Origin of the sequence: Burkholderia vietnamiensis LMG 10929 (assembly GCF_000959445.1) — a bacterium.
GTDB lineage: Bacteria > Pseudomonadota > Gammaproteobacteria > Burkholderiales > Burkholderiaceae > Burkholderia > Burkholderia vietnamiensis.
This window is the reverse complement of record NZ_CP009630.1, coordinates 1,270,579-1,292,197: the sequence shown is the minus strand read 5'-3', so window position 1 is coordinate 1,292,197 and position 21,619 is coordinate 1,270,579. Positions and strand designations below refer to the sequence as shown.

The window sequence follows — 21,619 nt, the reverse complement described above, 5'->3', positions numbered from 1 at the left end:
TCTCTCACCGCCAGAAAGCCCGATGACCGCTGTTCGAAAAAACTTTGCGTTGTTGTTCGCGCTGCAAATCTCGACGTATGTCGTGCCGCTCGTGACGCTGCCGCTGCTGACGCGCGTGCTCGGGCCGCAGCAGTATGGGCGGCTGTCGTTCGTCCTCGCGGTCACCACGTATTTCATCAATCTGGCCAATTACAGCTTCGACCTGACGGCGACGCCGCGCGTCGCGCTCGCGGACGGCAAGCTGGAGCGCTCGCGCATCTTCTGGGCGACCGTCAGCGCGCAATGGGCGATCACGGTCGCCGGGTTCGCGGTGCTGCTCGCGTTGACGCTGCTCGTCCCGCATTTCGCGGCGGAACGCACGGCGCTGCTGATCGGGTTCGGGATGGCGGTCGGCGCGGCGCTGACGCCCGGCTGGTACTTTCAGGGCATCCAGAAGTTGAGCGTCTACAGCGTCACGGTGGTCGTGTACCGCGCATGCAGCGTCGTCGCGTTCTTCGCCTGGGTGCGCACGCCGGACGATCTGCTGCACGCGGTCGCGATCAACGCGGCGGTGCCGGTGCTGTGCGGCGTGACGTTGCTCGCGTACCTGTTCCTGCGGCGCGAGGTCGACAGCGTGCGCGTCGGCGTGGCCGATATCGCCGCCGCGCTGAAAGGCGGCTCGCAGGTGTTTCTCGCCTCGACGTCGATCTCGTTCTACGCGTCGACCAACACCGTGTTGCTGAGCATCGTCTCGGGCAGTGTCGCGGCCGGCTATTTTGCCGCCGGCGACAAGCTGATCCGCGCCGCGGTCGGGCTGCTGCAACCGCTGAGGGCCGCCACCTATCCGCACGTCACGTACTTGATGCACCACGCGCGCGACGACGCGTTCGCGTTCCTGCGCAAGCTGATCGTGCTGCAGGGCGCGCTGGTGCTGGCGATGTCGGCGACGATCTACGTATGCGCGCCGTTCGTCGTCAGGATGCTGTACGGCGATGCGTTCGCGCCGACGGTCGGCGTGCTGCGCTGCCTCGCGCTGGTGCCGTTCATGGCCTGCATGACCGACCTGTTCGGCGTTCAGACGATGCTGCCGATGGGCATGAAGCGCATTTTCAGCATCATCCTGATTTCGTCCGGCGCGCTGAACGTGACGCTGCTGCCGCCGCTCGCGATGCTGTTCGCGGAACGCGGTGCGGCCATCGCGGTGCTGATCGCCGAATCGGCCGTGGCGGTCGCGCTCGCATACGTGCTGTGCCGCGAACGCGTGGGCTTGCTGAACCTGTCGGCGCGTTCGGGATGACGCGATCATGCGCGGGGTGGGGTGGTAGGGAGAGCGGTGAGGGTGTGACGCGCCGGATCTCCATGCAGCCGCGGTGCTGCGCCGGAAAGGCGGCGCGCACTGCCGCCGCCTTTCCGCGATCTGCCGCCTACTTCGTGATGAGCGCGCCGGTCAACCCGGCGCTGATGGCCGGCAGCAGCAGGTTCAGCACGCGGCTCGCGCGGACCAGTCCGGTATTGTCGACGTAGACGATGTCCTTCGACGCGAGCGGAAACTGGTTCGCGAGCAGCATCGAAACGGGCGATTCGAGGTCGAGGTGATAGATGACCGGCGGGCTGTCGGCATCCTTGCGCAACACGAATACCTGTCCGGCGTTCGACGTCTGCTGATTCAACTGGCCGGCCTCGGACAGCGCCGCGCTCAAGGTGAGCGTGCCGTCGCGCTGCGGCGGCACGGCCAGCGGCTTGTTCACTTCGCCCATCACGTATACGGGATTGTCGTCGCGCGCGGCCACGTGCAGCAGGTCGCCCGGCTGCAGCATGATCGCGGCGGGGCTGCGGCCGGTCTTCGTCATCTGCGCGACGTTGACCGGATAGATCGTGCCGTTGCGCGTGATCGTCACGCGGCTCTGGTCGGCGCTCGGCGCAAAGCCGCCCGCGCGATTGACGGCTTCGACGAGCGTCATCGGGATGTCGTTGATCGCCTGCGAGCCGGGCGCGCGCACTTCGCCGTCCACATAGATCTGCTCCGCGCGGAACGACGCGACGCGCACGGTCACCTGCGGCTTGATGAACACCTTGCGGAGTTCGGCGTCGAGCTCGCGCTGCACCTGCGCGGCCGTCTTGCCGGCCGCGTGAATCGGCTGCGGCACGAAGGGAAACTGCACGTTGCCGTCGCTGTCGACGACGAAGCCGGGCGCCGCGTCGGACGGCCTGGTATTCGGCGTCGGCTGGCCGACCGCGGCCGCGAATTCGGGGTGATCCCAGACGGTGATCTGCAGCACGTCGCCGGGGCCGAGCTTGTAGCCGCTCGGCTTGCCGAGCAGATTGCCGGGGATCGGCGCGGCGGTATGACCTTTCTGGGCCGCATGGATCTGGCCGATGAGCGTCAGATCGATCTGCTTGACCGCGACCTTCATGTCGCTCGTCACGTCGCCGTTGTCGGCCGTCGTGACCGGCAACGCGGCCGGCGCGGTCATGTGCTGGCCCGGCGCCATTGCGCAGGCGGACAGCAGCACGGCAAGCGCCACGGAGAGCGCGACGCGCGTCAGCCGCAGCGGCGCATCGTTGCGCGTCGGCGCGAGCGTATCGGATAGCGAGTGGTTGTTCATGTCGTCATTCGCGATGGTAGACAGAAGAGCATTGCGCGACGTCTCTCAAGTGCTGCGTCGCTTCGGTTCGAAGCGACGCAGCACGGACGCCGACGCGACACGATGTTGCCCGGCGCGCGATCGGCCATTCGGCTTGCCGGCCGGCCATGACCCGGATTCGAATCAAGCGGGCGATTGCACGTCGTTTGATAAAGACCGTTAAATCGAGGTGAAGCGACGGACGAACGAGATGGAATCGCGCGCTCGTGAAACGGCACCGGTTCTTGATGTCATCGCTTGCGCGCACGTTTAACAACAGGCCACCCAACATAGCATGAGACCGGTCGGCGACCCAGTGGTCGGCGCACTGAGTGGCCATTAATGTAAGCCATCGCACTTAGTGGCCGGCGGGTTTAACGCATAGTGGCTCGGGTAAACAGAATCAATGGCGTTTCGTGGGCGGCGGCCGGCGCGTGCATGCTTCGCCGGCCCGCCATCCGGTGCGGCGCAGGCGCACCGGCGGGCCGTGCCCGGACGAGCCGCGCGGCACGGACGGCCATGCGCGTATCGTCGCCACCGGCCTGTGTGGGCAGCAATTTGGGAGCATATGCATGACATTGGATAGAGCCGCATCTAATGAATACCGGGACGGAGCGGGCACTATTTCCCGCGACGCGCCGCGGTTTGCGCTGACCGAATTGCTGGAGAACGTGCTCGATTATCGTTATGCATTTATTTCGGTCTTTCTGGGCTGTTTTTTTTTGGCATTGATTTATGCCGTTTCGGCTGCGCCGGTTTACTCCGTCGATACGCTGATTCAGGTTCAGGAAAACAAACATAGCGCGTTGGGCGCGCTTTCCGAAATATCGAACGCACTCGACATTCAGAACTCTGCGGTGATCGGCGAAATCGACGTCGCGCGTTCGCGCACGGTCGTCACGCAAGCCATCGAAGAAACCGTCGCGCAGGCCGAGGCGACCGTCGGCAACCGGATTCCGCTCGTCGGCGGGTTCGTCGAATCGGTGTTGCCGAAGGATGCGGACGGGCTCGTCATCGCGCCGTTCAGTACGCCGTTCTTCGCCTGGGGCGGTGAGCGGATCGAATTCCGCAGGTTCGACGTACCCGAATCGCAGATCGACAAGAAGCTGGAGCTCGATTATCTGGCCGGCAACCGGTTCTCGCTGAAGGACAGCGACGGACAGGAAGTGCTGAAGGGCGTAATCGGCAAGCCGAGCGAAGCGAACGGCTATCGCGTCGACATCGCGCGCATCGTCGCGCGCGCCGGTACGGAATTCCGCGTACGGCGGGTGACGACAGCCGAGCGCCTCGATTCGGTCCTGACGAAGCTGGCGGGCGCGGAAACGAAGCGGCAGTCGGGGGTCATGCAGCTCAGCCTCGAAAGCCGTGACCCGGTGTCCGCCGCGCGGCTGCTTAATGCGATCGCCGCCGCTTATCTCGACGTGAACGCAAGGCGGCGTTCCGAGGACGCCGAGCACAGCCTCGCGTTCCTCGAGACGCAACTGCCGGTGGTGAAGGCCCGCCTGGAGCAGGCGGAGCAGGCGCTGAATTCGTTTCGCAACGCGCAGGGCTCGATCGATTCGCAGGGCGACGTGAGGTTGCTGATCGATCAACTGGCGCTCGTCGACAAGGCGCGGCTCGAGGCCAAGCTCGAGTATCAGGACTTGTCGTCGAAGTACGTCGCCGGGCAGCCTCAGCTGACCGCCGTCGTCAACAAGCTGAAGACGCTCGATCAGCAGTCGGCCGAGTTGAAAGACAAGGTCGCGCATCTGCCTTCGCAGCAGCAGACCTATTTGCGGCTCGCCCGCGATGTCGAGGTCAACAACCAGCTGTACGTCGGCTTGCTGAACAACACTCAGCAGCTGCAGATCGCGAAAGCAGGCACGGTCGGCAATGCGTCGATCGTCGACAAGGCGGTTCCGACCGACAAGCCGATTCGCCCGAAGCGGATGCTCGTGCTCGCACTGGGCGCCGCGGTGGGCCTGATCTTGGGCGCCGCGGCCGCGCAAGGCTACGCGTGGTTCTTCCGGCGCGTGCGCGATCCGAAGCATCTCGAGGCGGCGGTCGGCGTCCCGATGCTCGGCATATTGCCGTCGTTGCCGCAGCCGGTCGATGGCGATGCACTCGGTCGCCCGGCGTCGGTCGCCGTCAGGGACGACCCCGACACGCCGCTCGCCGAAGCGCTCGCCAATCTCGCGTTGCTGCTGCGTTGCAAGACGGGCGTCGAGCACGGCCGCTCGAAGACGGTGCTGATCACGTCGCCGGAGCCGGGGCAGGGCAAGTCGATGATCGCCGCGAACCTGGCGTGCCTGTTCGCGGAAGACGGCCTCAAGACGTTGCTGCTGCGCGCCGACGCGCGGCAATCCGGCATCGAGCACGCGCTGCGGGTGAAGGCGGACCGAGGCTTGTCGGACGTACTGAAACAATCGCTGGATCCCGAGCGGGCGATTCGCCGCGTCGACGAGAACCTCGACGTGCTGCCGGCCGGAACCCACGCGCAGCCCGCGCGCAATTTGTACGGCGCCGACAAGCTCGACGCGCTGCTCGCACGACTGCGCAGTCAATACGACATGATCGTCGTCGACGCGCCGCTGACCCGTCCGGCCGCCAACGTCGCCATGTTGGCGCGGTTCGCCGACATCACGCTGATGGTCGCGCGGCAGGGCTCGATCGGCAGCGCCGACGTTGCGGAAGCGGTCGAGAACCTGCAACGGATCGGCACGAAGGTCGACGGCCTCGTATTCAACGGTTTCGATCCTTCGCCGCTTCGCTACGGTTATTACGCGAACGCGTATCGCGATGCGAAGGGGCCGCGCGCGCAGCCGGACCGTCGCGACGTTGCGGCCGAGACGTTCCTGTTCAGGGCATGGACGCGCGTAAGAAAGGAACTGCTCGGCAAGGCTGCGTGACGGCGATCGCCACGGAGCGCGACACATGACCGATCGCTACGGGATGGACCGCGCGCGGCAGCCGGGCGCGCCTTACCGGCCGCAACGCGCGGCGCCGACGGTCGAACGCAACTTCGGGTTGCAGCAGCATGAATCAGCATGAGCCATGCATGAGCCAGCATGAATAGAACCACGGGAACGATGGGCGGCGGCCGCGGCGTCGCTTCTGCGAGCGGCGTGATGCTGCTGACGCTGTTCGCGCTCGCGCTGCTGTTCAATGCGGCGATGCCGGCGCTCGGCCTGAAAGAATCGAGCGCGCTGTGCACGCTGCTGTTGGCGACGGCGGCGCTGGTCGGCCTGGTCAGGTCGCGGCCGGTGTTCGCGGTGTCGATGCTGTACGTGCTCGCGATCGGCATGACCGCGTTCCTCGCCGGCGTGGGGCTGGAGAACGGCGGCTATCTGACGGAAACGGACGTGATCGGCGACGCGACCGGCGCGTTCAGCCGGCTGCTGTCGTTCTATGTGATTTTCGTGGTCTGTGCGCTCGTTGCGTTCGACCGGTTCCTGGACGAGCGTCCGGTGCGCGTACCGATCAAGGCGCGGATCACGTTACAGCCGCACAGCATCGCGATCGGATTCGTGCTCGCGGCGACGATCATCGCGATCGGCGTGCTCGCCGGGCTGACGTCCGGGTTCTCGCTGTTTTCCGGCATCAACCGCTATGCGCTGCGCAACGACTCGTCGAACGGGACGATGTTCAACCTGTTCCTGAACAACCAGTCGTTCATGGGCTTCCTGCTGGGCACGATCGCGACCAGCCCCGACAAGCGCATCCGGGCGGCCGCGATCCTGACGATGGCGGTCGATCTCGCGCTCAACGTGATGCACGGCGAGCAGTTCATGGCCGTGCTGCACATCGGGCTGTGCTCGCTCGCGCCGTTCATCGCGATCCATGCGATGAACGGCAAGCCGGTCGTGCGTTATCTGGGCATCGGCGCGGGCCTCGCGCTGTTGCTCGGCGCCGTGTCGATCATCTACTCGTATCGCGGTCAAGGGCTGGAAGTGGCTGACATGCTGTCGTCGCGCTTCCTGCTGCAAGGGCAGCCGTGGTACGTGGTCGACAACGACGCCCATATGTTCACCGCGCCACGGCTCGGCGGCACCGATGCGTTCTGGCGTTTCGTGAGTTCGCTGCGCTCGTGGACCATGCCGACCTTCTTCGACGAATCCGAGCCGAGCGGCTTGCGCGATCTGATGATGTCGTACACCGAGCCGAGCGTGCTGCGCGCGTACATGTTCGACGACGTCACGTTCACGATGGGGAACATGGCCGTGCCCGTGTACTGGTTCGGCTATGCGGGCGGCGCGCTGTTCGTCGCGATGACGGGGCTGGTGTATGGCGCGCTCGGCGCGCTGCAGATCCTCGTCGCGATGCGCGGCGGCGTCGTGATGCTGTGGCTCATCGCCAAGGTGTTCTCCTATGCGACGTTCGCGGTTCAGCAGGGCGAGTACTGGATGATGTTCGGCTCGCGCACGGCGTTTTACGCGTTGCTCGCGCTGATCTGGTGGTATTGCGTCGACGCGAGACATGCGCACGCCAGGTGAAGCACGGCGGGCGATGCCGGACGTGGCCGCCGCGCTCGTGTCGTCGTCGTCGCCACGCGGCGTGGCGCGACGAAGTTTTCAAAGCACGCTCGGCCGTGGCACGCAGGTGATCCGCCTGCGAACGGGGCGGGCGATTCCGTCTGCGTTGTCGGTGATCGGCGCCGGATGTTCCGATTCCCGTACGGGCAGCCCCGTGTGTTGAGCCGTCACCATTCCAGTCATGTCAACAGCGAAAGATCCGGAGCGATTTCAGCATATCGACGCGATGCGCGCGATTGCGGTGATCCTCGTCATATGGACGCATTACGCGGAGCGGTTCGTCGAGCTGGCCGGCTCGCAGCAGGCGCTCGACGCGCTGCAGCGGTCGGTGAACTTCGGCCGGATCGGCGTCGTGATCTTCTTCGCGATCAGCGGCATGCTGATTCCGACCAGCCTGCACGGCGACCTCGGCCCGGGCACGAAGCGGTTCGTCATTCGGCGCTTCTTCCGGCTGTATCCCGCGTATTGGCTCGCATTGCCGGCCGGCTACTTCGTTCACTGGGTGCTGTTCGACAAGACCATGGACCCGCACGGGATGCTGGCGAACGTGACGATGATCCCGGCTGCGTTCGGCGCGAGCCTGATCCTGCCGCATGGCTGGACGCTCGAGACCGAGCTGTATTTCTATGTCGTGTGCCTGCTTCTGTTCTGGTGCGGCTGGCTGCATCGGATGCTGCATTTGTGTGTCGTCACGGTCGCGCTGTGTGCGCTGTTCGCGTCGACGGTCGCGCTGCACGTGTTCCCGGCGGAAATGCTCAGTCAGTACAAGACGATGCCGTATCACCTCGGCATCATGTTCTGGGGCGCCTGTTTCCGCCAGGCCTATGACGCTCCGTCGAAACTGCTGCGTCTGCGGCTGGCCGCAAGCGGGCCGTTGTCCCGGCTGTCGATGACGTACCGGGCGGCGCTCGCGTACGTGACGATAGCGGTGGTCGGCGTCGCGCTCGCGGGCGCGATCGACGACTGGCGGCATCACAACGCGTTTCATCTGCCGATCTCGCTCGCATACATGATCGGCATCGCGGCGTTCGCGATGCTGGCGACTGTGCTCAAACTGCGCAACCGTCCGCTCGCGTGGATCGGCAAGATCAGTTACTCGGTCTATCTGTTGCACAGCCTTCCGCTGTTTGGGGCGTTCTGGTTGTGCCAGCGCTTTCATCTGGTCGGATGGCCGCTCGGCGTTTACATGATCGTGCCGCTGCTGCCGTTGATCCCGTTGTCGTGGGCCGGTTACCTGCTGTGCGAAGCGCCGTTCGTGAAGCTCGCGCATGCACTCACGTCGCGGCGCGCGAGCGGTGTGCTCGCGACCGGCGAAGCGAATGGCTGAGCGGATCGAATGGCGGATTCGTCGAGGCGTCGGTTGAGCGGCGCTCGATCGTCTCGCCGACCGCCACGCGCGGCCGATACGGAGAAACGTTTCGATATGCGCAGACCGGGATGCTTGTCTCGCGTGCTGGCCGGCATGACGCTGGCCGGCGCGCTCGGTGCACCGGCGCACGCGGACGATGTGTCGCGCGCGCCGGCACGCAGCGCGCGTCCCGCCGACAGCGCCAACGCTTACGTTCGTCCCGCGCCGAATGCGACCGACCAGGCGGACGAACTGCAACGCGCGCTGGACGCGCTGCGGCCCGGTCAGCGATTGACGTTCGTGCCGGGGCGTTATGTCGTCGGCCGTTCGCTCGTCGTGCGGCAGCCGCACGTCCTGGTATCGGGTTACGGCGCGACGCTGAGCGCAACCGATGCCGCCGATCAGACGATCGAGCTGCGCGGCGACGGCACGACGCTCGCCGGCTTCCGCCTGAGCGGAACGGGCGCGACGCGCCTCGATACACCGGCGTCGACCAAGGTCGAGGTCACCGGGCGCGACGTGCAGGTGCTCGACAACGTGATCGACGGCGGCGCCAGCGCCGGCATCTTCGTGTTCGGCGGCGCGGACGTCGCGATCGTCGACAATCGCGTACTGTCCACGCTCGCGGACGGCATCCACATCACGCACGGCGCGCGCAACGTGCTGGTCCGGCACAACGTCGTGCGCGACACCGGCGACGACATGATCGCCGTGGTCAGCTACGTTGCCGACGGCGCGTTGAGCCGCAACGTGCTCATCACCGGCAACGTGCTCGAAGGCAATGCATGGGGCCGCGGGATCACGGTGGTCGGCGGCGCCGACGTGACGATCTCGGACAACGTCGTGCACGACGTGCAGGTGAGCGCCGGCATCCTCGTCGCGCAGGAGGACAGTTACCACACCTATGGCGCGTCCAACGTCCGCATCGAGCGCAACGTGATCGCATCCATCCAGACCGCGAGCGGGCGCAGCGATCCGCGGCCGCTCACGCAGCAGGCGGCGATCGACGTCAGCACGTGGTCGGGCACGGTGACGCGCGTGGCCGTGATCGGCAACCGCGTGTCGCATGCGCGGTTCGACGGCATTCGGCTGTGGGGCAACGTGTCGGGTGTTCAGCTTGCCGACAACCGCTTGTCGGAGATCGGCGGGATGCCGGTGCGGGTCGGTCCGGGACGCGATTGCACGGCCGCCGACGCGACGGCCGCACCGTGTGCGGGCGCACTGCGATCACGAGCGATCGCGCCTGACGTGGTTGGCGCGAACGTCGCGCTGCTGCCGCATGTGCGCACAGTCGCCAAGCGCAACTGACGGCGGCAAGCACGGGTCGAGCGCCAGCGCGTAAGCACCGCTCGACCGCGCGCCGCTCACGACGCACGGTATCGCCGCCGCGCTATGCCTGCTCCGCAGGCAGCGCGTCGACCGGCCGGCCGTACTGATCGTCGAACCGCACGATATCGTCCTCGCCGAGATAGTCGCCCGATTGCACCTCGATGATCTCGAGCGGAATCCTGCCGGGATTCTCGAGGCGATGCACTTCGCCGACCGCGATGTACGTCGATTCGTTCTCGCTGAGCAGAAACGTCTCGCTGCCGCGCGTGACGCGTGCGGTGCCGCGCACGACGATCCAGTGTTCGGCGCGGTGATAGTGCATCTGCAGCGACAGGCGCTTGCCCGGCTCGACGACGATCCGCTTCACCTGGAACCGTTCGCCGAGGTCGATCGAATCGTAGTGTCCCCACGGCCGCTGCACCTTGCGGTGCTCGATCGCCTGCGGCCGCCGGTCGTTCTTCAGCCGCGCGACGATGTTCTTCACGCGCTGCACGTCGTGCTTGTTCGCGACCAGCACGGCATCGGGCGTTTCGATCACGACCACGTCCCTCATGCCGACGCACGCGACGAGCCGCCCTTCGGAGCGCACGAAACTGTCCTGCGTGTCCTCGAACACGATCGGGCCGCGCGCGACGTTGCCGTGATCGTCCTTCGGCATAATTTCCCAGATCGCGTCCCAGGTGCCGACGTCCGACCAGCCGGCCGCGAGCGGCACGACGATCCCTTCGATGCCGAGCTCGCCGTGTTCGGGCAAGCGCTCCATGACCGCATAGTCGATCGAATCGGACGGGCATGCGTCGAACGCGGCCGCGTCGATCCGGAAGAACGGATCTTCGGCGATACCCGCGCGCCATGCCGCTTCGCAACACGCATGAATCGCGGGCGCGAGCGCGCGGATCGCCTTCAACCAGACCGACGCGCGCGTGACGAAGATCCCGCTGTTCCACCAGTAATCGCCCGATTGCAGATAGCGCTCGGCGAGCGCCTCGTCGGGCTTCTCGACGAAACGCCCGATCGAATAGCCGCCCTGGCTACCGTGGCAGCCGTTGCGCGGCGCGCCGACCTGGATGTAGCCGTAGCCCGTTTCCGCGCGGCGCGGCAACACGCCGAGCGTGACGATCGCGCCTTCCTCTGCGTAACGCGCCGCGCGTGCGATCGCGTCCTGGAACGCGCCGACGTCGACGATCACGTGATCGGCCGGCATCACCGCGAGCACCGGATCGTCCGCGAACGCGCTCGCGTCGAGCGCGGCGAGCGTGAGCGCGGGCGCCGTGTTGCGCGGTGCCGGCTCGAGCAGGATGCGCGCCGGCGCGGCACGGTCGGTCACCTGCGCGGCGCTCAGCGTCCGATGCTGTTCGCTGCAGACGAGCAGCAGCGTGTCGTCGAGCGACGCGTTCGCGATGCCGTTCAGACGACGCGCGGTCGCCGACAGCGGCGATTCGTTCGACGTCAGCTCGATCAGCTGCTTCGGAAACTGCTCGCGCGACAGCGGCCAGAGGCGCGTGCCGGAGCCGCCGGCGAGGATCACGGGAAGGATGCGCGGCAGCGCGGGATCGGGGACTTGGCGAAGGGTGCGGATCATCGGTTGGCTCCGGAATCGGCGGCCAGTCGGCCATGAGCGCGGCCGTCGGCGCGCGCCTCTTCGTTGCGGTCGCGCTGTACCGACACCGCGCGAGACAGCAGCTGACGCAGCGCGCCGGCAGCGCGTTGCGCCGGGCGGATCATGCCGACGAACGGCGCGCCCTGATGGAGAAACGGACCGTAAGCCTTGCGGAATCCGAACTGCTTGTAGAACGCCTGCCGCGCGGCGGGCACGTGCGTGCGCAGCGCGGCATCGGGCCACGCGGCGTGCGCGGCGGTCAGCGCGCGTTCGAGCAGATGCTCGAGCGTATCGTCGTCGCGACACGCCTCGCTCGTCAGCACCTTGTCGATCACGACGTCGGGATCGATGTCGTCGCCGGGCAGGATGCGCGCGTAGGCCGCGACTTCGGCCGCGTCGCCGTGGCGCTGCGTCGCGTAGACGTGCAGTGCGCCGGCGTCCTTGCCGTCGATGTCCAGATGCGTATGCGCATCCTCGACCACCAGCACGGCGTTGCGCGCGCGCAGGATTGCGTAGAGATCGACGGCGCTCAGATGTTCGAATTCACAACAATGCCATTCCATGATGCGGTCCTCGCGTGAAGCATTCAACACGCAGTGCCGCACGGGCCGTGCGGCGCGTGCGGTGCGGCAACGTCGATGATCCGGATGCGCCGTATGCCGGTCTGTTCGAAAGCGTACTGACGCTACGTATACGTGCAGGAGCGCGCAGCGCGAACGGCGCAGTGTGCGGCAGCACACATCGGCCGCGCTGCTCCCTTCGGATAATTGCTGCAGACGGCCGGCGCACGAACCGTGTGGCCGGCTCATGGCGAACGTGAAGGAAGAACCAGGGGCCGCACTTGAAGATAGCGATCGTTCACGACTGGCTGGTGTCGCCCGGCGGCGCCGAGCGCGTGCTGGCACATATGATCGACTGCTTTCCGCAGGCCGACCTCTATAGCCTCGTCGACTTCCTCGACGATCGCGAGTGCCTGCGCGGCCGCGCGGTACGCACGTCGTTCATCCAGAAGCTGCCGTTCGCGCGCACGCGCTATCGCAGCTATCTGCCGTTGTTTCCGCTGGCGATCGAACAGTTCGACCTGTCTGACTACGACGTCGTGCTGTCGAGCTCGTATGCGGTCGCGAAGGGCGTGCTGAGCGGCCCCGACCAGTTCCATGCGAGCTACGTGCATTCGCCGGTGCGCTACGCGTGGGATCTGCAGCATCAGTATCTGAACGAAGCCGGCCTCGCGCACGGCGCGAAGTCGGCGCTCGCGCGCGCGTTGCTGCACTACATCCGCAACTGGGATGCGCGCTCGGCGAACGGCGTCGATCGCGTGGCCGCGAATTCGCGCTTCATCGCGCGGCGCATCCGCAAGACCTATCGGCGTGACGCGACGGTGATCTATCCACCGGTCGACGTCGAGCATCTCGCGTTGCGCACCGACAAGGAGGCGTTCTACCTGACCGCGTCGCGGCTGGTGCCGTACAAGCGGATCGACCTGATCGTCGAGGCGTTTTCGCGGACGCCGGAGCGGCGTCTCGTGGTGATCGGCGACGGGCCGGAGATGGCGAAGATCCGCGCACTGGCCGGCCCGAACGTCACGCTGCTCGGCTATCAGCCGTTCGACGTGCTGCACGACCACCTGCAGCGCGCGCGCGCCTTCGTGTTCGCGGCCGAAGAGGATTTCGGCATCTCGCCGGTCGAGGCGCAGGCCTGCGGCACGCCCGTGATCGCATACGGCAAGGGCGGCGTGCGCGAGTCGGTGCGCGCGTGGCCGGGCGCGGGCGCTACCGGCCTGTTCTTTCGCACGCAGTCGGTCGACGCGCTGCTCGACGCGCTCGCGCGCTTCGAGGCGCTGCCGCGCGGCTCGATCAGCCCGCACGCATGTCGCGCGAATGCGGAGCTGTTCGGCGCGGCGCGCTTCCGGCGCGAGCTGACGCGCTTCGTGCTGGACGGCCATGCCGCGTTGCTGGACGAGATGGCCGGCGCTCCCGGCCTTGCCGATCTGGCCCAGCACGACGACGTGGCGGTCGACGGCCTCGCGCGCGACGGGCAGGCCGGGCGGCCCGCGGCGCTGGGGAGGGTCTGAGCGGCCGGGCGGCGGAGGCGATACGACGTGTAACAGTCGTGCGCGCTGCGCGCCGCCTGGCCTCGAAGCGGCGGCCCGGCCACGCTGGCAATTATGTGACGTGAGGGCGATGGTGGCGGTCGTTCTTGGGTATTTCGACAAAAATCGCGGATAATCCGCGGCGCGTATGTTGCGAAAATGTGGTATTCGCCACTAAACCTCTCGATTGTTCATGGATAATCAAAACTGGTGATCGAAAGTCGGCTGGAGGCGGCGTGCCGGCGCGGTTACCGCCGGATTCAGCATTATCTTTTGGTAACACGACCGTCCGGCGACCGGGTGTAAATTCGGGGCGGATGCAACGAGGCGGCCAGTCCGGGAGCGATATGGCGGCCGGCGGTTCGGTATCGAGCACGGCTGTCGTGTACGACTCGACGCGACTGCAAGCGGAAATTCCGTTTACCGGCGTGCCCATTGGTAATGGCGCGTCGCATGTAAGCCGGGACGTCGTGGCTTCGCGGCCGCACGTTCCTCTTCAAGTTCGATGAAAACGAGGCCGGATGACATTCGGCTCGACCTCCGGGGGTTCTCGCCGTGTGCAGTTTCGATCTTCGCCAAGGCTGCGGCAACGCAGCGCGGACCGGTGGCTATGCGCCGCCGCCCGGAGCGCACGCGAACGATTCGCGGAGAGGAGAAAGTGATGGTGCGCTATGAATATCCCAATAACGCGCGATAAAAGTGCCGGCGAAGGGAGGGCCAACGGGCAGCGTCCGCTGATCTACTGGACCCAGTCGCCGTCCGTCATGCTTCGCAAGGAACTGACGCGGCGCAACTGGAAGGTCACGGTAGTCGCGAACGCGAGCCAGTTGCGCGACACCTCCGGCGAAATCACCTGCGGCATCCTCGACCTGAGCGGCGGCCATGCCGACGCGATCGGCAGCATCGCGTCCACCTGTGCGTCGATGCGCGGCGTCGTGTGGGTCGCGCTCGTCGAGACCGGCCAGACGGCGTCGGCGAACGTGCGCGCGCTGTTGCGCGACTATTGCTTCGACTACATCACGTTGCCCGCGTCGCACCAAAGGATCGCGGATACCGTCGGCCATGCGTACGGCATGGAATGTCTGTTCGCGCGCGATCGCGAGCGGCTCGAATCGCAGGAAAACGGGATCGTCGGCACCTGCAGCGCGATGCTGAGGCTGTTCGACACGGTGCGGCGCTTCGCGCGCACCGACGCACCGGTGTTCGTGTTCGGCGAGACCGGCACCGGCAAGGAGCTGACGGCGGTCGCGATCCATCGTCATTCGGAACGGCGCAACGGCCCGTTCGTCGCGGTCAATTGCGGCGCGATTCCGCCGCACCTGTTGCAGTCGGAGCTGTTCGGCTATGAGCGCGGCGCGTTTACCGGCGCGAACGCGCGCAAGGTCGGCTACGTCGAAGCTGCGAACGGCGGCACGCTGCTGCTCGACGAAATCGGCGACCTGCCGCACGAGAGCCAGGCCAGCCTGCTGCGATTCCTGCAGGAGCGCTCGATTCATCGGCTCGGCGGCAGCGATCCGGTGCCGGTCGACGTCCGCATCGTGTCCGCGACGCACGTCGACCTGCGCGAAGCGATGGAGGAAGGGCGGTTCCGCGCGGATCTGTTTCATCGCCTCTGCGTGATGCGGATCGACCAGCCGCCGCTGCGCGCGCGCGGCAAGGACATCGAGCTGCTCGCGCATCACATGCTCGAGCGCTTTCGCAGCGACGCGCGCCATCGCGTGCGCGGCTTCTCGAGCGATGCGATCACCGCGCTCTACAAGCATGACTGGCCCGGCAACGTCCGCGAGCTGATCAACCGCGTGAGACGCGCGGTCGTGATGACGGAAGGACGTTTGATCACCGCGCACGATCTCGAGCTCGAATATTGCCTCGATGCGGCATCGCCGTCCGTGGCCGACATCCGCAAGTCGATCGAGCGCGAAGCGATCGAAACCGCGCTGCTGCGCACGCGCGGGCGCGTCGCCGCGTCCGCGCGCGAGCTCGGCGTGTCGCGCGCGACGCTGTATCGCTGGATGGAAGCGTACGGCATCGAGCGGCCGCGCGGCACGGGCTCGTCCGACTGACGCGCGACGGCCGCCGCTGCAGCGGGCGGTTCATTTCTCTCGGCGTCAGACGGCCAACGCTGCGCGTACCGTTCGCGCGGCGTTGACCGCGCGAATGTTGACGCTCGGCGGCGCGTCGTCGATGCGCGGCGTGCCGATAGGTTGCGGGATCAGCGCGACGCGCGCGGTCGCGCCGGGCGCGAGATGGAACCAGTCGTCGAGCGGCATGAAGCCCGGTGCATCGATCTGCACGTGACGCGCGACGTGGCGCGTGTCGATGTCGACGTGCCACGCGTCGCCGGCGCGCGACACGCGCGCTTCGATGCCCGGATCGCGTCGCGCGAACACGGCCGGATGCGTGCGCGACGGAAAGTGGAACGCCTGCGACAGCAGCGCGCCGTCGTCGCCGCGCAGCGACGCGACGACGGTGTCGTGCTCGCACGGTCCGAAGCGATACGCGTAGGTCCAGTCGAAGAAGCGCCCGAGCAATTCGGCTGAGCCGAGCCGCACCGCATCGTGCGCGGCGAGTCGAACCTGCCCGCCGCAGCGCGCGACCGGCGTGCGGCCGTCGCGCAACGCCACCAGCTCGACGCTCGCCGTCAGCGGCGCCGCGCGTTCGTTGATCACATGCACGTCGAGGCCGTTCAGTCCTTCGTCGACCACGACGATCTGCACCGGCTGCAGCACCTGGCGCAGTGCGTACCATCCCGATTTCGGCAGATGCGCGGCATCGAGCAAGCCCCATCCGGCGCCCGGCATCACGTCCTGGAACTGCCACACGAGCGCGCCCGCGCAGCGCGAGCCGCTGCGTCGCCACTCGGAGAACGTCTCGCGCATCACGTCGGCGATCACCGCGCGCGACAGTTCGAAGTAGCGCGCCGGGTCTTCGCGCCGCAGGCGCTCGGGCGCCACGTCGTACAGCGTGCGCAGATAGTGGTCGCGGACGTCGTCGAAGTCCCACGACGCGCCGGGATCGCGCGGGACGGCCGCCTTCCATCGCGGTTCGTGCGGATGCGGCCGGCCGATGCGCTCCAGCGTCGCATCGCACGGCACGTTCGCGAAGGCGAGGCATTCGCTCGCGAACCGCACGTCGGCGCGCCGCGCATCGTCGAGCGGCCGCAGGTACGCGCCGACGCCGTAGTAGTGCGACACGCGCTCGCGCGGCACGAACGGCAGCACGCCGCCGTCGGGCGAATCGGAGACGTACGGTACGTCGGGCCGCCATGCCGCGGCGCGGGCGGCGAGACGCTCGGCCGTCAATTCGACGGCGCGTTGTTTCGGGCCGAGCCCCGACATCGCCGCCTGTTGCGCGATCTCGCTGCCGCCGCACAGCACCGCAAGCGACGGCGATGCGCGGCGCCGCGCGAGGAACTGGTCGGCTTCCGCGTCGACGGCGTCGGCGAACGCGCGATCGTCGAGCGCGTAGTCGAAGTTCGCGAACATGAAGTCCTGCCAGACCATCAGCCCGAGCCGGTCGCACCAGGCGTGGAAGGCGTCGGCTTCGTAGGTCATCGTGCCGCCGACCCGAATCATGTTGAAGCCCGCGTCGCGCGCGAGGCCGAGCAGGCGCGCGTAGGTCGCATCGTCCGCATGCAGCGCGAGCGGCGCCGCGCTGCTCCAGCATGCGCCGCGCGCGAACACGGGCGTGCCGTTCACGCGCAGCCCGAAGCCGTTGCCGTCGTCGCCCGCGTGCTGCTCGATCGTGCGAAACCCGGTTGCACCGAGCACGATGCGCTCGGCGCCGACATGCAGCGCGATGTCGTACAGCACCGGTTCGCCGTGCGTGTGCGGCCACCAGAGCCGCACGTTCGGCACGGCGACGGTCGCAAGCAGCCGGTCGGCGCCGGCGCGTTCGAGCGTCGCGTGGTGCTCGCCGCAGGACAGCCGGGCCGCGAACGCGTCGGGCAGCGGTGCGGCGAACGTGAGCTCGGCGTCGAGCCAGCCGGTGTCGCCATCGACGCGCGCGTGCAGGTTGCAATGCGCGGGCACGGTGCCGTCGGCCGGGTCGAGCACGTCGACGGGCCGCCACGGACCGGTCGGCACGTGATGCGGAAACCAGCCGGGCATGTGTCCGAGCAGCGACGTGCGTACCGTGCGCAGCGTCGCCGGCTCCGCGAGCCGCGTGCGCCAGCGTGCGCGCCGCGCCGCGCGTGCGGTGCGCAGGTGCGGCGCGAGCGCGCGAAAACAGACGAACAACGTGTGCTGTCCGGCGAGCGTCACGCGCACGTCGTGCGTGACGAACATGCTGTCCGAGTGCAGGATCGGCGTGTCGTCGAGCCACGCTTGCGCGAGCGTCGCGAGACCGTGAAAGCGCAGCAGGCGCGCGCCGTGCCCGCGCAGCTCGACCCGATACCAGTGGTCGCGCTCGTCGAGCGACGCGGCCTCGTCGAGACGGCCCGCGACGGCGAGCGCCTGCGCGACGGTGCCCGGCACCGGCGCCGCGATCCACGCGGCGCCGGCCGGAAGATCGGACGGCGCGGGCGCCGCGCCTGCCGGCGTCGCGAGCATCGACCACGCCGGCATTGCCGACGCGCGCGTCACCGCGTCGCCGGCACGGCGGCCGCTTCGCAGCGAACGGGCGCCGGGTGCCGCAGCGGCGGGCTGATCTGCTGCGCGCATGCGATCAGGTCGGTATAGGCCGCTTCGATCGCGTCGAGCGTCGCATCGCCGCGCTCCTCCTTGCCGCGCGCGCAGGCGCGCGCAAGCCGGAATTCGAGCACCATCGATTCCGCCGCGATGCGCTCGCACGCCGTGCGTATGTCGGCGAACGGGCCGATGCAGCCGCTCGCCTGCAGCCAGCGCGCGTAATGACCGAACAGCTCGAAGTTCGCGCCGAGCTGCCGCACCGAATTGAACGAGTACCCGTGGAAGCGTTCGAGCGGCGACGCGGCGAGCGACTTCGCATCGGCCTGCAACTGGCGGCGGAACGCCGCCACCGGATTGACCAGCGGCAGGCGCCGCAGATGCCGCTGCAAGGCGGCGAGCGACACGTCGCACAGCACGCGCTCGTCGAGCGGCGCGAAACGCCGCTTCGCGCACTCGACGTACGGCGGCAACGGCATCGGCGAGCTGCCGCCGACGAGTCCGTCGTAGTCGATCTCCTCGGCCACGTAATAGCCGCTGTTGTGGAAGTAGCCGAGCTGGCGGCGCACGCGGTCGATCGCGTCGATGCCGATCGTCGTCTTCGTATGCTGCGTGCGATAGGCGCTGCCGCGCGTATCGGGCAGGAACCACGCGTCGACCTCGACGATCATCAGATGGCCGCGCGCGACCTGCGTCTCGATGTGCTGGGCGAGCGGCTCGTAGATCGAGTGTTCCTGCACGACGATGCCGTACAGCCGCTCCAGCTCGTCGTGCGGAAACTTGAAGAACGTGAACTGGTCGCCCTCGAAGTCCATCGCGATCGTAAACGGCAGCGCCGCGTACGGATTGAGCCCCCACCAGCGCAGCACCTCGAGCCACATGTCGACGTAGCAGTTGGTCTGCTTCCAGACCATCTCCTGACTGTGGAGCGGGTGCGGCCGGTAGTGGCGCGCGCGATGACGCACGTCGTCGAACGACGCATCCTCGCCGTCGCGTGACACGAAGCTCATCGCGTGCCCCACAGCGCGTCGCGCACGTCGGCCGGCCACGCGTCGAGGTCGAAGCCGTGATGGCGGAACAGCGCGAGCGTGAGGCGCTCGAGGCCGAAGCCGACGCAGCCCGTGTGCGCGACGTCGCCGCTCGCGGTGCGGATGTCCCACAGCAGCCCGAAGTGGTCCATGTGGTAATTGAAGCTCAGGCAGGCGGTCTGACGGCCGTCGTGCTCGATCGGGATCAGCAGCTCGAACTTGAGGTTCTGCTCGCGCTGGCTGTCGGCGACGATCTTGCCGCCGCGTCCGAAGAACGGGTCGTTCGCGAGATCGATTTCGTTCGGCAGGCGCAGCGCGTCGATCATCCGCGTACCGCGCTCCATCCAGGTGCGGCGGAACGCGACGATCTGCTCGGGCGTGCCGATTCGCACGTACTCGCGCATCCGGAACAACTGCATGCGGGTCGGGTCGAGCGACGGTTCGTGGCGGAAGCAGTATGAGAACACGTCGACGATGCGTCCGTCGTCGGGCAGCGCCCCGGCGCGCGCGACGACCGGATAGACCGGATAGCAGGCGGCCGGCGTCATCACGACGTAGGTCGGCTTCTGGCTTTCGGTCCAGTCTTCGCCGCGATCGAGGCATTGCAGCACGCGCTGGTGCCGCTGTTCGTCGCCGCAGAACGCGTGAACGCTGCCCGCGAGTTGCGGGAAGCTCTTCATGTATTCGCTGCGCTCGAACTCGGTGCGGCTCATCGCCGGCGGGAAGCGCAGGACCTCCGCATGCTGGTCGGCGCCGAGGCGCGTGACGAATGCGTCGAGCGCTTCGACGACGCGCTCGAACCGCTCGCTGCGGCCGAACAGGCCCTGGATGCCGGTCGACACCAGCAGGCCGGCGTCCACCAGTTCGTCGCGCAGCGGGTTCACGCCGGCGCGGTCGAGCGGCGCGTCGGCGGGCGTGGCGGCGGAGCCGGCCGAAGTCACGGAGAGGCGATCGTTCACGAGAGTTTCTCCAGCGTCGACGGACGCAAGGCGAGCAGCAGGTTCGAAGTGTTGGCGGCGATGCGGTCGTTGCTGATCATCAGCGGCGCGGCCTGCAGGTCGCGCAGATGGCGGCCGACGCTGTACGGTGTGCCGTTCTTGTAGCCGGCCATCCCGCAGATCATCATGGCCTGCTGCACGACTTCGAGCGCGGCCGTCGATACGTAAGTCTTCAGCGTGTTGACCTCGGCGGCCCACGCCATGCCGGCCGACCACGAACGCGCCGACGCGCAGCCGTAGAGGCGCAGCACGCTGTCGACGCGCGCCTGCATCGCCTGCATCAGGTCCAGCGATTCGGCGATCCGTCGTGCCGCGGGCGACGGCGCGCCGTCGGACTGACGCGCCTGCGCGCGGAAGAACTGATGCGCGCGCTGGAACGCGTCGCCGGCCACGCCGATCCACACGGCGGCCCACAGGATGTGCGACACCGGCACCATCGTCTGTTCGGCGATCTGCGCGAACGGCACCGGCGCGCACTGGACCGTCGCGCCTTGCGCCTCCAGCACGAAGCCGTTGCTGCAGGTGCCGCGCAAGCCGAGCGTGTCCCATTCGTTGCGGCGCGTGAGCGTATAGCCGTCGCGCAGCAGCGTCACGAGCACCTGTTCGGACGCCGGTGCGTCGGCGTCGCGGCGTGCGGTCGCGAGGATGCCGTCCGCGTAGTCGCCGTACGAGATCGCCGGCGCCGCTTTGCGCAGCCTGAACTCGCCGCCGTTCGTCTCGAGCGCGCACTGGCTCGTGCGCAGGTTGCCGCCGACGCCGTCTTCGGACGTCGCCGATGCAAGCAGCCATTGATGGCGCACGAGCTGCTGCAGGAACAGCCGATGCCATCCCTGGTCGGCCGCGTGATCGACGATGCAGGCAACCTGGATCTGGTGCATCGCGAACACCATCGCCGACGACGCACAGGCGCGGCCGAGAATCGAGCAGGCCGATGCGACGTCGGCGAGCGATGCGCCGGCGCCGCCCAGATGGGTCGGCACCATCGCGCCGAGCAGGCGGCGGGCGCGCATCGCCTCGATGGCCTCGACGGGACAACGGGCGTCGCGATCGACCGCATCCGCGTGTTGCGCGGCGACCTGCGCGACGGCGAGGGCGGCCTCGTCGAGCCGATACGCTTCGTCGGGGGGCGCGAGTTCGGGAAGGAGCGCGCTCATGCGGAATGCTCGGAGCGTTGGAGGCTGGCGACCGCGTCCGCGAGCGCGTCGACGCTGCGGAACAGGTTGCGGTTCAGCATCTCGTCGGGGATCTCGACGTTGAAGTGCTTCTCGATCGCGAGCATCAGCTGGATCGTGTCGAGCGACGAGAGGCCCGCGTCGTAAAGGTCGTCCCCGTCGCCGATCGAATCGATCGCGGCTTCGAGATTGGCGACGTGCTTCAGGATGGTTCTGATTTCGTTTTTCACGTGCTGCTCCGGCGTGCGTGGTGTCGTCCGCTCGGGCGAACGCGCGCAGCGCGCTGACATCCCCCCGGCAGTCCGGCATCAGT

General features: G+C 67.6%; 15 protein-coding genes. 7 read left to right on the top strand and 8 right to left on the bottom strand.

The annotated features are described in order from the left end of the window. Positions 1-22: 22 nt before the first annotated feature. Entirely contained in the window at positions 23-1,276 is a 1,254-nt protein-coding gene (locus tag AK36_RS05805; RefSeq protein WP_045578071.1) for a flippase, read from the top strand. A 127-nt stretch (positions 1,277-1,403) separates the two neighbouring features. Here AK36_RS05805 and AK36_RS05800 read toward each other — a convergent pair whose 3' ends face one another. Continuing rightward, a complete protein-coding gene (locus AK36_RS05800) occupies positions 1,404-2,585 on the bottom strand; it encodes a polysaccharide biosynthesis/export family protein (protein WP_034193548.1) in 1,182 nt (393 codons plus the stop codon). A 590-nt stretch (positions 2,586-3,175) separates the two neighbouring features. On the opposite strand from AK36_RS05800, the gene AK36_RS05795 reads away from it, so the two are divergent. The 4 genes from AK36_RS05795 to AK36_RS05780 all read left to right on the top strand — a co-directional run bounded on the left by AK36_RS05795 (position 3,176) and on the right by AK36_RS05780 (position 9,770). Beyond that, positions 3,176-5,491 carry a GNVR domain-containing protein gene (locus AK36_RS05795; RefSeq protein WP_045578438.1) on the top strand — a complete coding sequence of 772 codons (2,316 nt, stop codon included), beginning with the start codon at positions 3,176-3,178 and terminating at the stop codon, positions 5,489-5,491. Between the two features lie 159 nt (positions 5,492-5,650). Then, positions 5,651-7,075, top strand: a complete 1,425-nt coding sequence (locus AK36_RS05790; RefSeq protein WP_011882057.1) for a DUF6418 domain-containing protein — start codon at positions 5,651-5,653, stop codon at positions 7,073-7,075. Positions 7,076-7,295: 220 nt separating this feature from the next. Further along, complete coding sequence (locus AK36_RS05785) at positions 7,296-8,441, top strand: acyltransferase family protein (protein ID WP_011882058.1); 1,146 nt, start codon at positions 7,296-7,298, stop codon at positions 8,439-8,441. Positions 8,442-8,537: 96 nt separating this feature from the next. Beyond that, positions 8,538-9,770, top strand: a complete 1,233-nt coding sequence (locus AK36_RS05780) for a right-handed parallel beta-helix repeat-containing protein (protein ID WP_045578070.1) — start codon at positions 8,538-8,540, stop codon at positions 9,768-9,770. An 82-nt stretch (positions 9,771-9,852) separates the two neighbouring features. Here AK36_RS05780 and AK36_RS05775 read toward each other — a convergent pair whose 3' ends face one another. Together AK36_RS05775 and AK36_RS05770 are read right to left on the bottom strand one after the other, a co-directional pair. Beyond that, positions 9,853-11,373, bottom strand: a complete 1,521-nt coding sequence (locus tag AK36_RS05775; protein WP_014725008.1) for a mannose-1-phosphate guanylyltransferase/mannose-6-phosphate isomerase — start codon at positions 11,371-11,373, stop codon at positions 9,853-9,855. Then, the gene (locus AK36_RS05770; protein ID WP_045578069.1) at positions 11,370-11,954 is read right to left on the bottom strand and encodes a GNAT family protein; all 585 of its coding nucleotides are present in this window, start codon (positions 11,952-11,954) and stop codon (positions 11,370-11,372) included. The genes AK36_RS05775 and AK36_RS05770 overlap by 4 nt, the downstream gene beginning before the upstream one ends. A gap of 278 nt (positions 11,955-12,232) precedes the next feature. Here AK36_RS05770 and AK36_RS05765 point away from each other — a divergent pair, with 278 nt between their 5' ends. Both AK36_RS05765 and AK36_RS05760 read left to right on the top strand, forming a co-directional pair. Beyond that, positions 12,233-13,465 carry a glycosyltransferase family 4 protein gene (locus tag AK36_RS05765; protein WP_034193476.1) on the top strand — a complete coding sequence of 411 codons (1,233 nt, stop codon included), beginning with the start codon at positions 12,233-12,235 and terminating at the stop codon, positions 13,463-13,465. 689 nt (positions 13,466-14,154) lie between these two features. Beyond that, complete coding sequence (locus AK36_RS05760; RefSeq protein ID WP_011882064.1) at positions 14,155-15,546, top strand: sigma-54 dependent transcriptional regulator; 1,392 nt, start codon at positions 14,155-14,157, stop codon at positions 15,544-15,546. A 45-nt stretch (positions 15,547-15,591) separates the two neighbouring features. Here the strand turns inward: AK36_RS05760 and AK36_RS05755 are convergent, their stop codons facing one another. Genes AK36_RS05755 through AK36_RS05735 form a run of 5 tightly spaced genes read right to left on the bottom strand, consistent with a single transcriptional unit; the run spans position 15,592 to position 21,536 of the window. After that, the gene (locus AK36_RS05755) at positions 15,592-18,033 is read right to left on the bottom strand and encodes a glycosyl hydrolase 2 galactose-binding domain-containing protein (RefSeq protein WP_224383359.1); all 2,442 of its coding nucleotides are present in this window, start codon (positions 18,031-18,033) and stop codon (positions 15,592-15,594) included. A 29-nt stretch (positions 18,034-18,062) separates the two neighbouring features. After that, positions 18,063-19,118 carry a DUF1839 family protein gene (locus tag AK36_RS05750; RefSeq protein ID WP_041494294.1) on the bottom strand — a complete coding sequence of 352 codons (1,056 nt, stop codon included), beginning with the start codon at positions 19,116-19,118 and terminating at the stop codon, positions 18,063-18,065. Then, positions 19,115-20,095, bottom strand: coding sequence for an amino acid--[acyl-carrier-protein] ligase (locus AK36_RS05745; RefSeq protein WP_041494149.1), 981 nt, complete (start codon positions 20,093-20,095; stop codon positions 19,115-19,117). Before AK36_RS05745 ends, AK36_RS05750 begins: the two co-directional genes overlap by 4 nt. Further along, positions 20,092-21,288 (bottom strand): acyl-CoA dehydrogenase family protein, encoded by a 1,197-nt coding sequence (locus AK36_RS05740; RefSeq protein ID WP_014725002.1) that lies wholly within the window; start codon positions 21,286-21,288, stop codon positions 20,092-20,094. The genes AK36_RS05745 and AK36_RS05740 overlap by 4 nt, the downstream gene beginning before the upstream one ends. Further along, positions 21,285-21,536, bottom strand: coding sequence for an acyl carrier protein (locus AK36_RS05735; protein WP_011882069.1), 252 nt, complete (start codon positions 21,534-21,536; stop codon positions 21,285-21,287). The genes AK36_RS05740 and AK36_RS05735 overlap by 4 nt, the downstream gene beginning before the upstream one ends. Between the last annotated feature and the right edge of the window lie 83 nt (positions 21,537-21,619).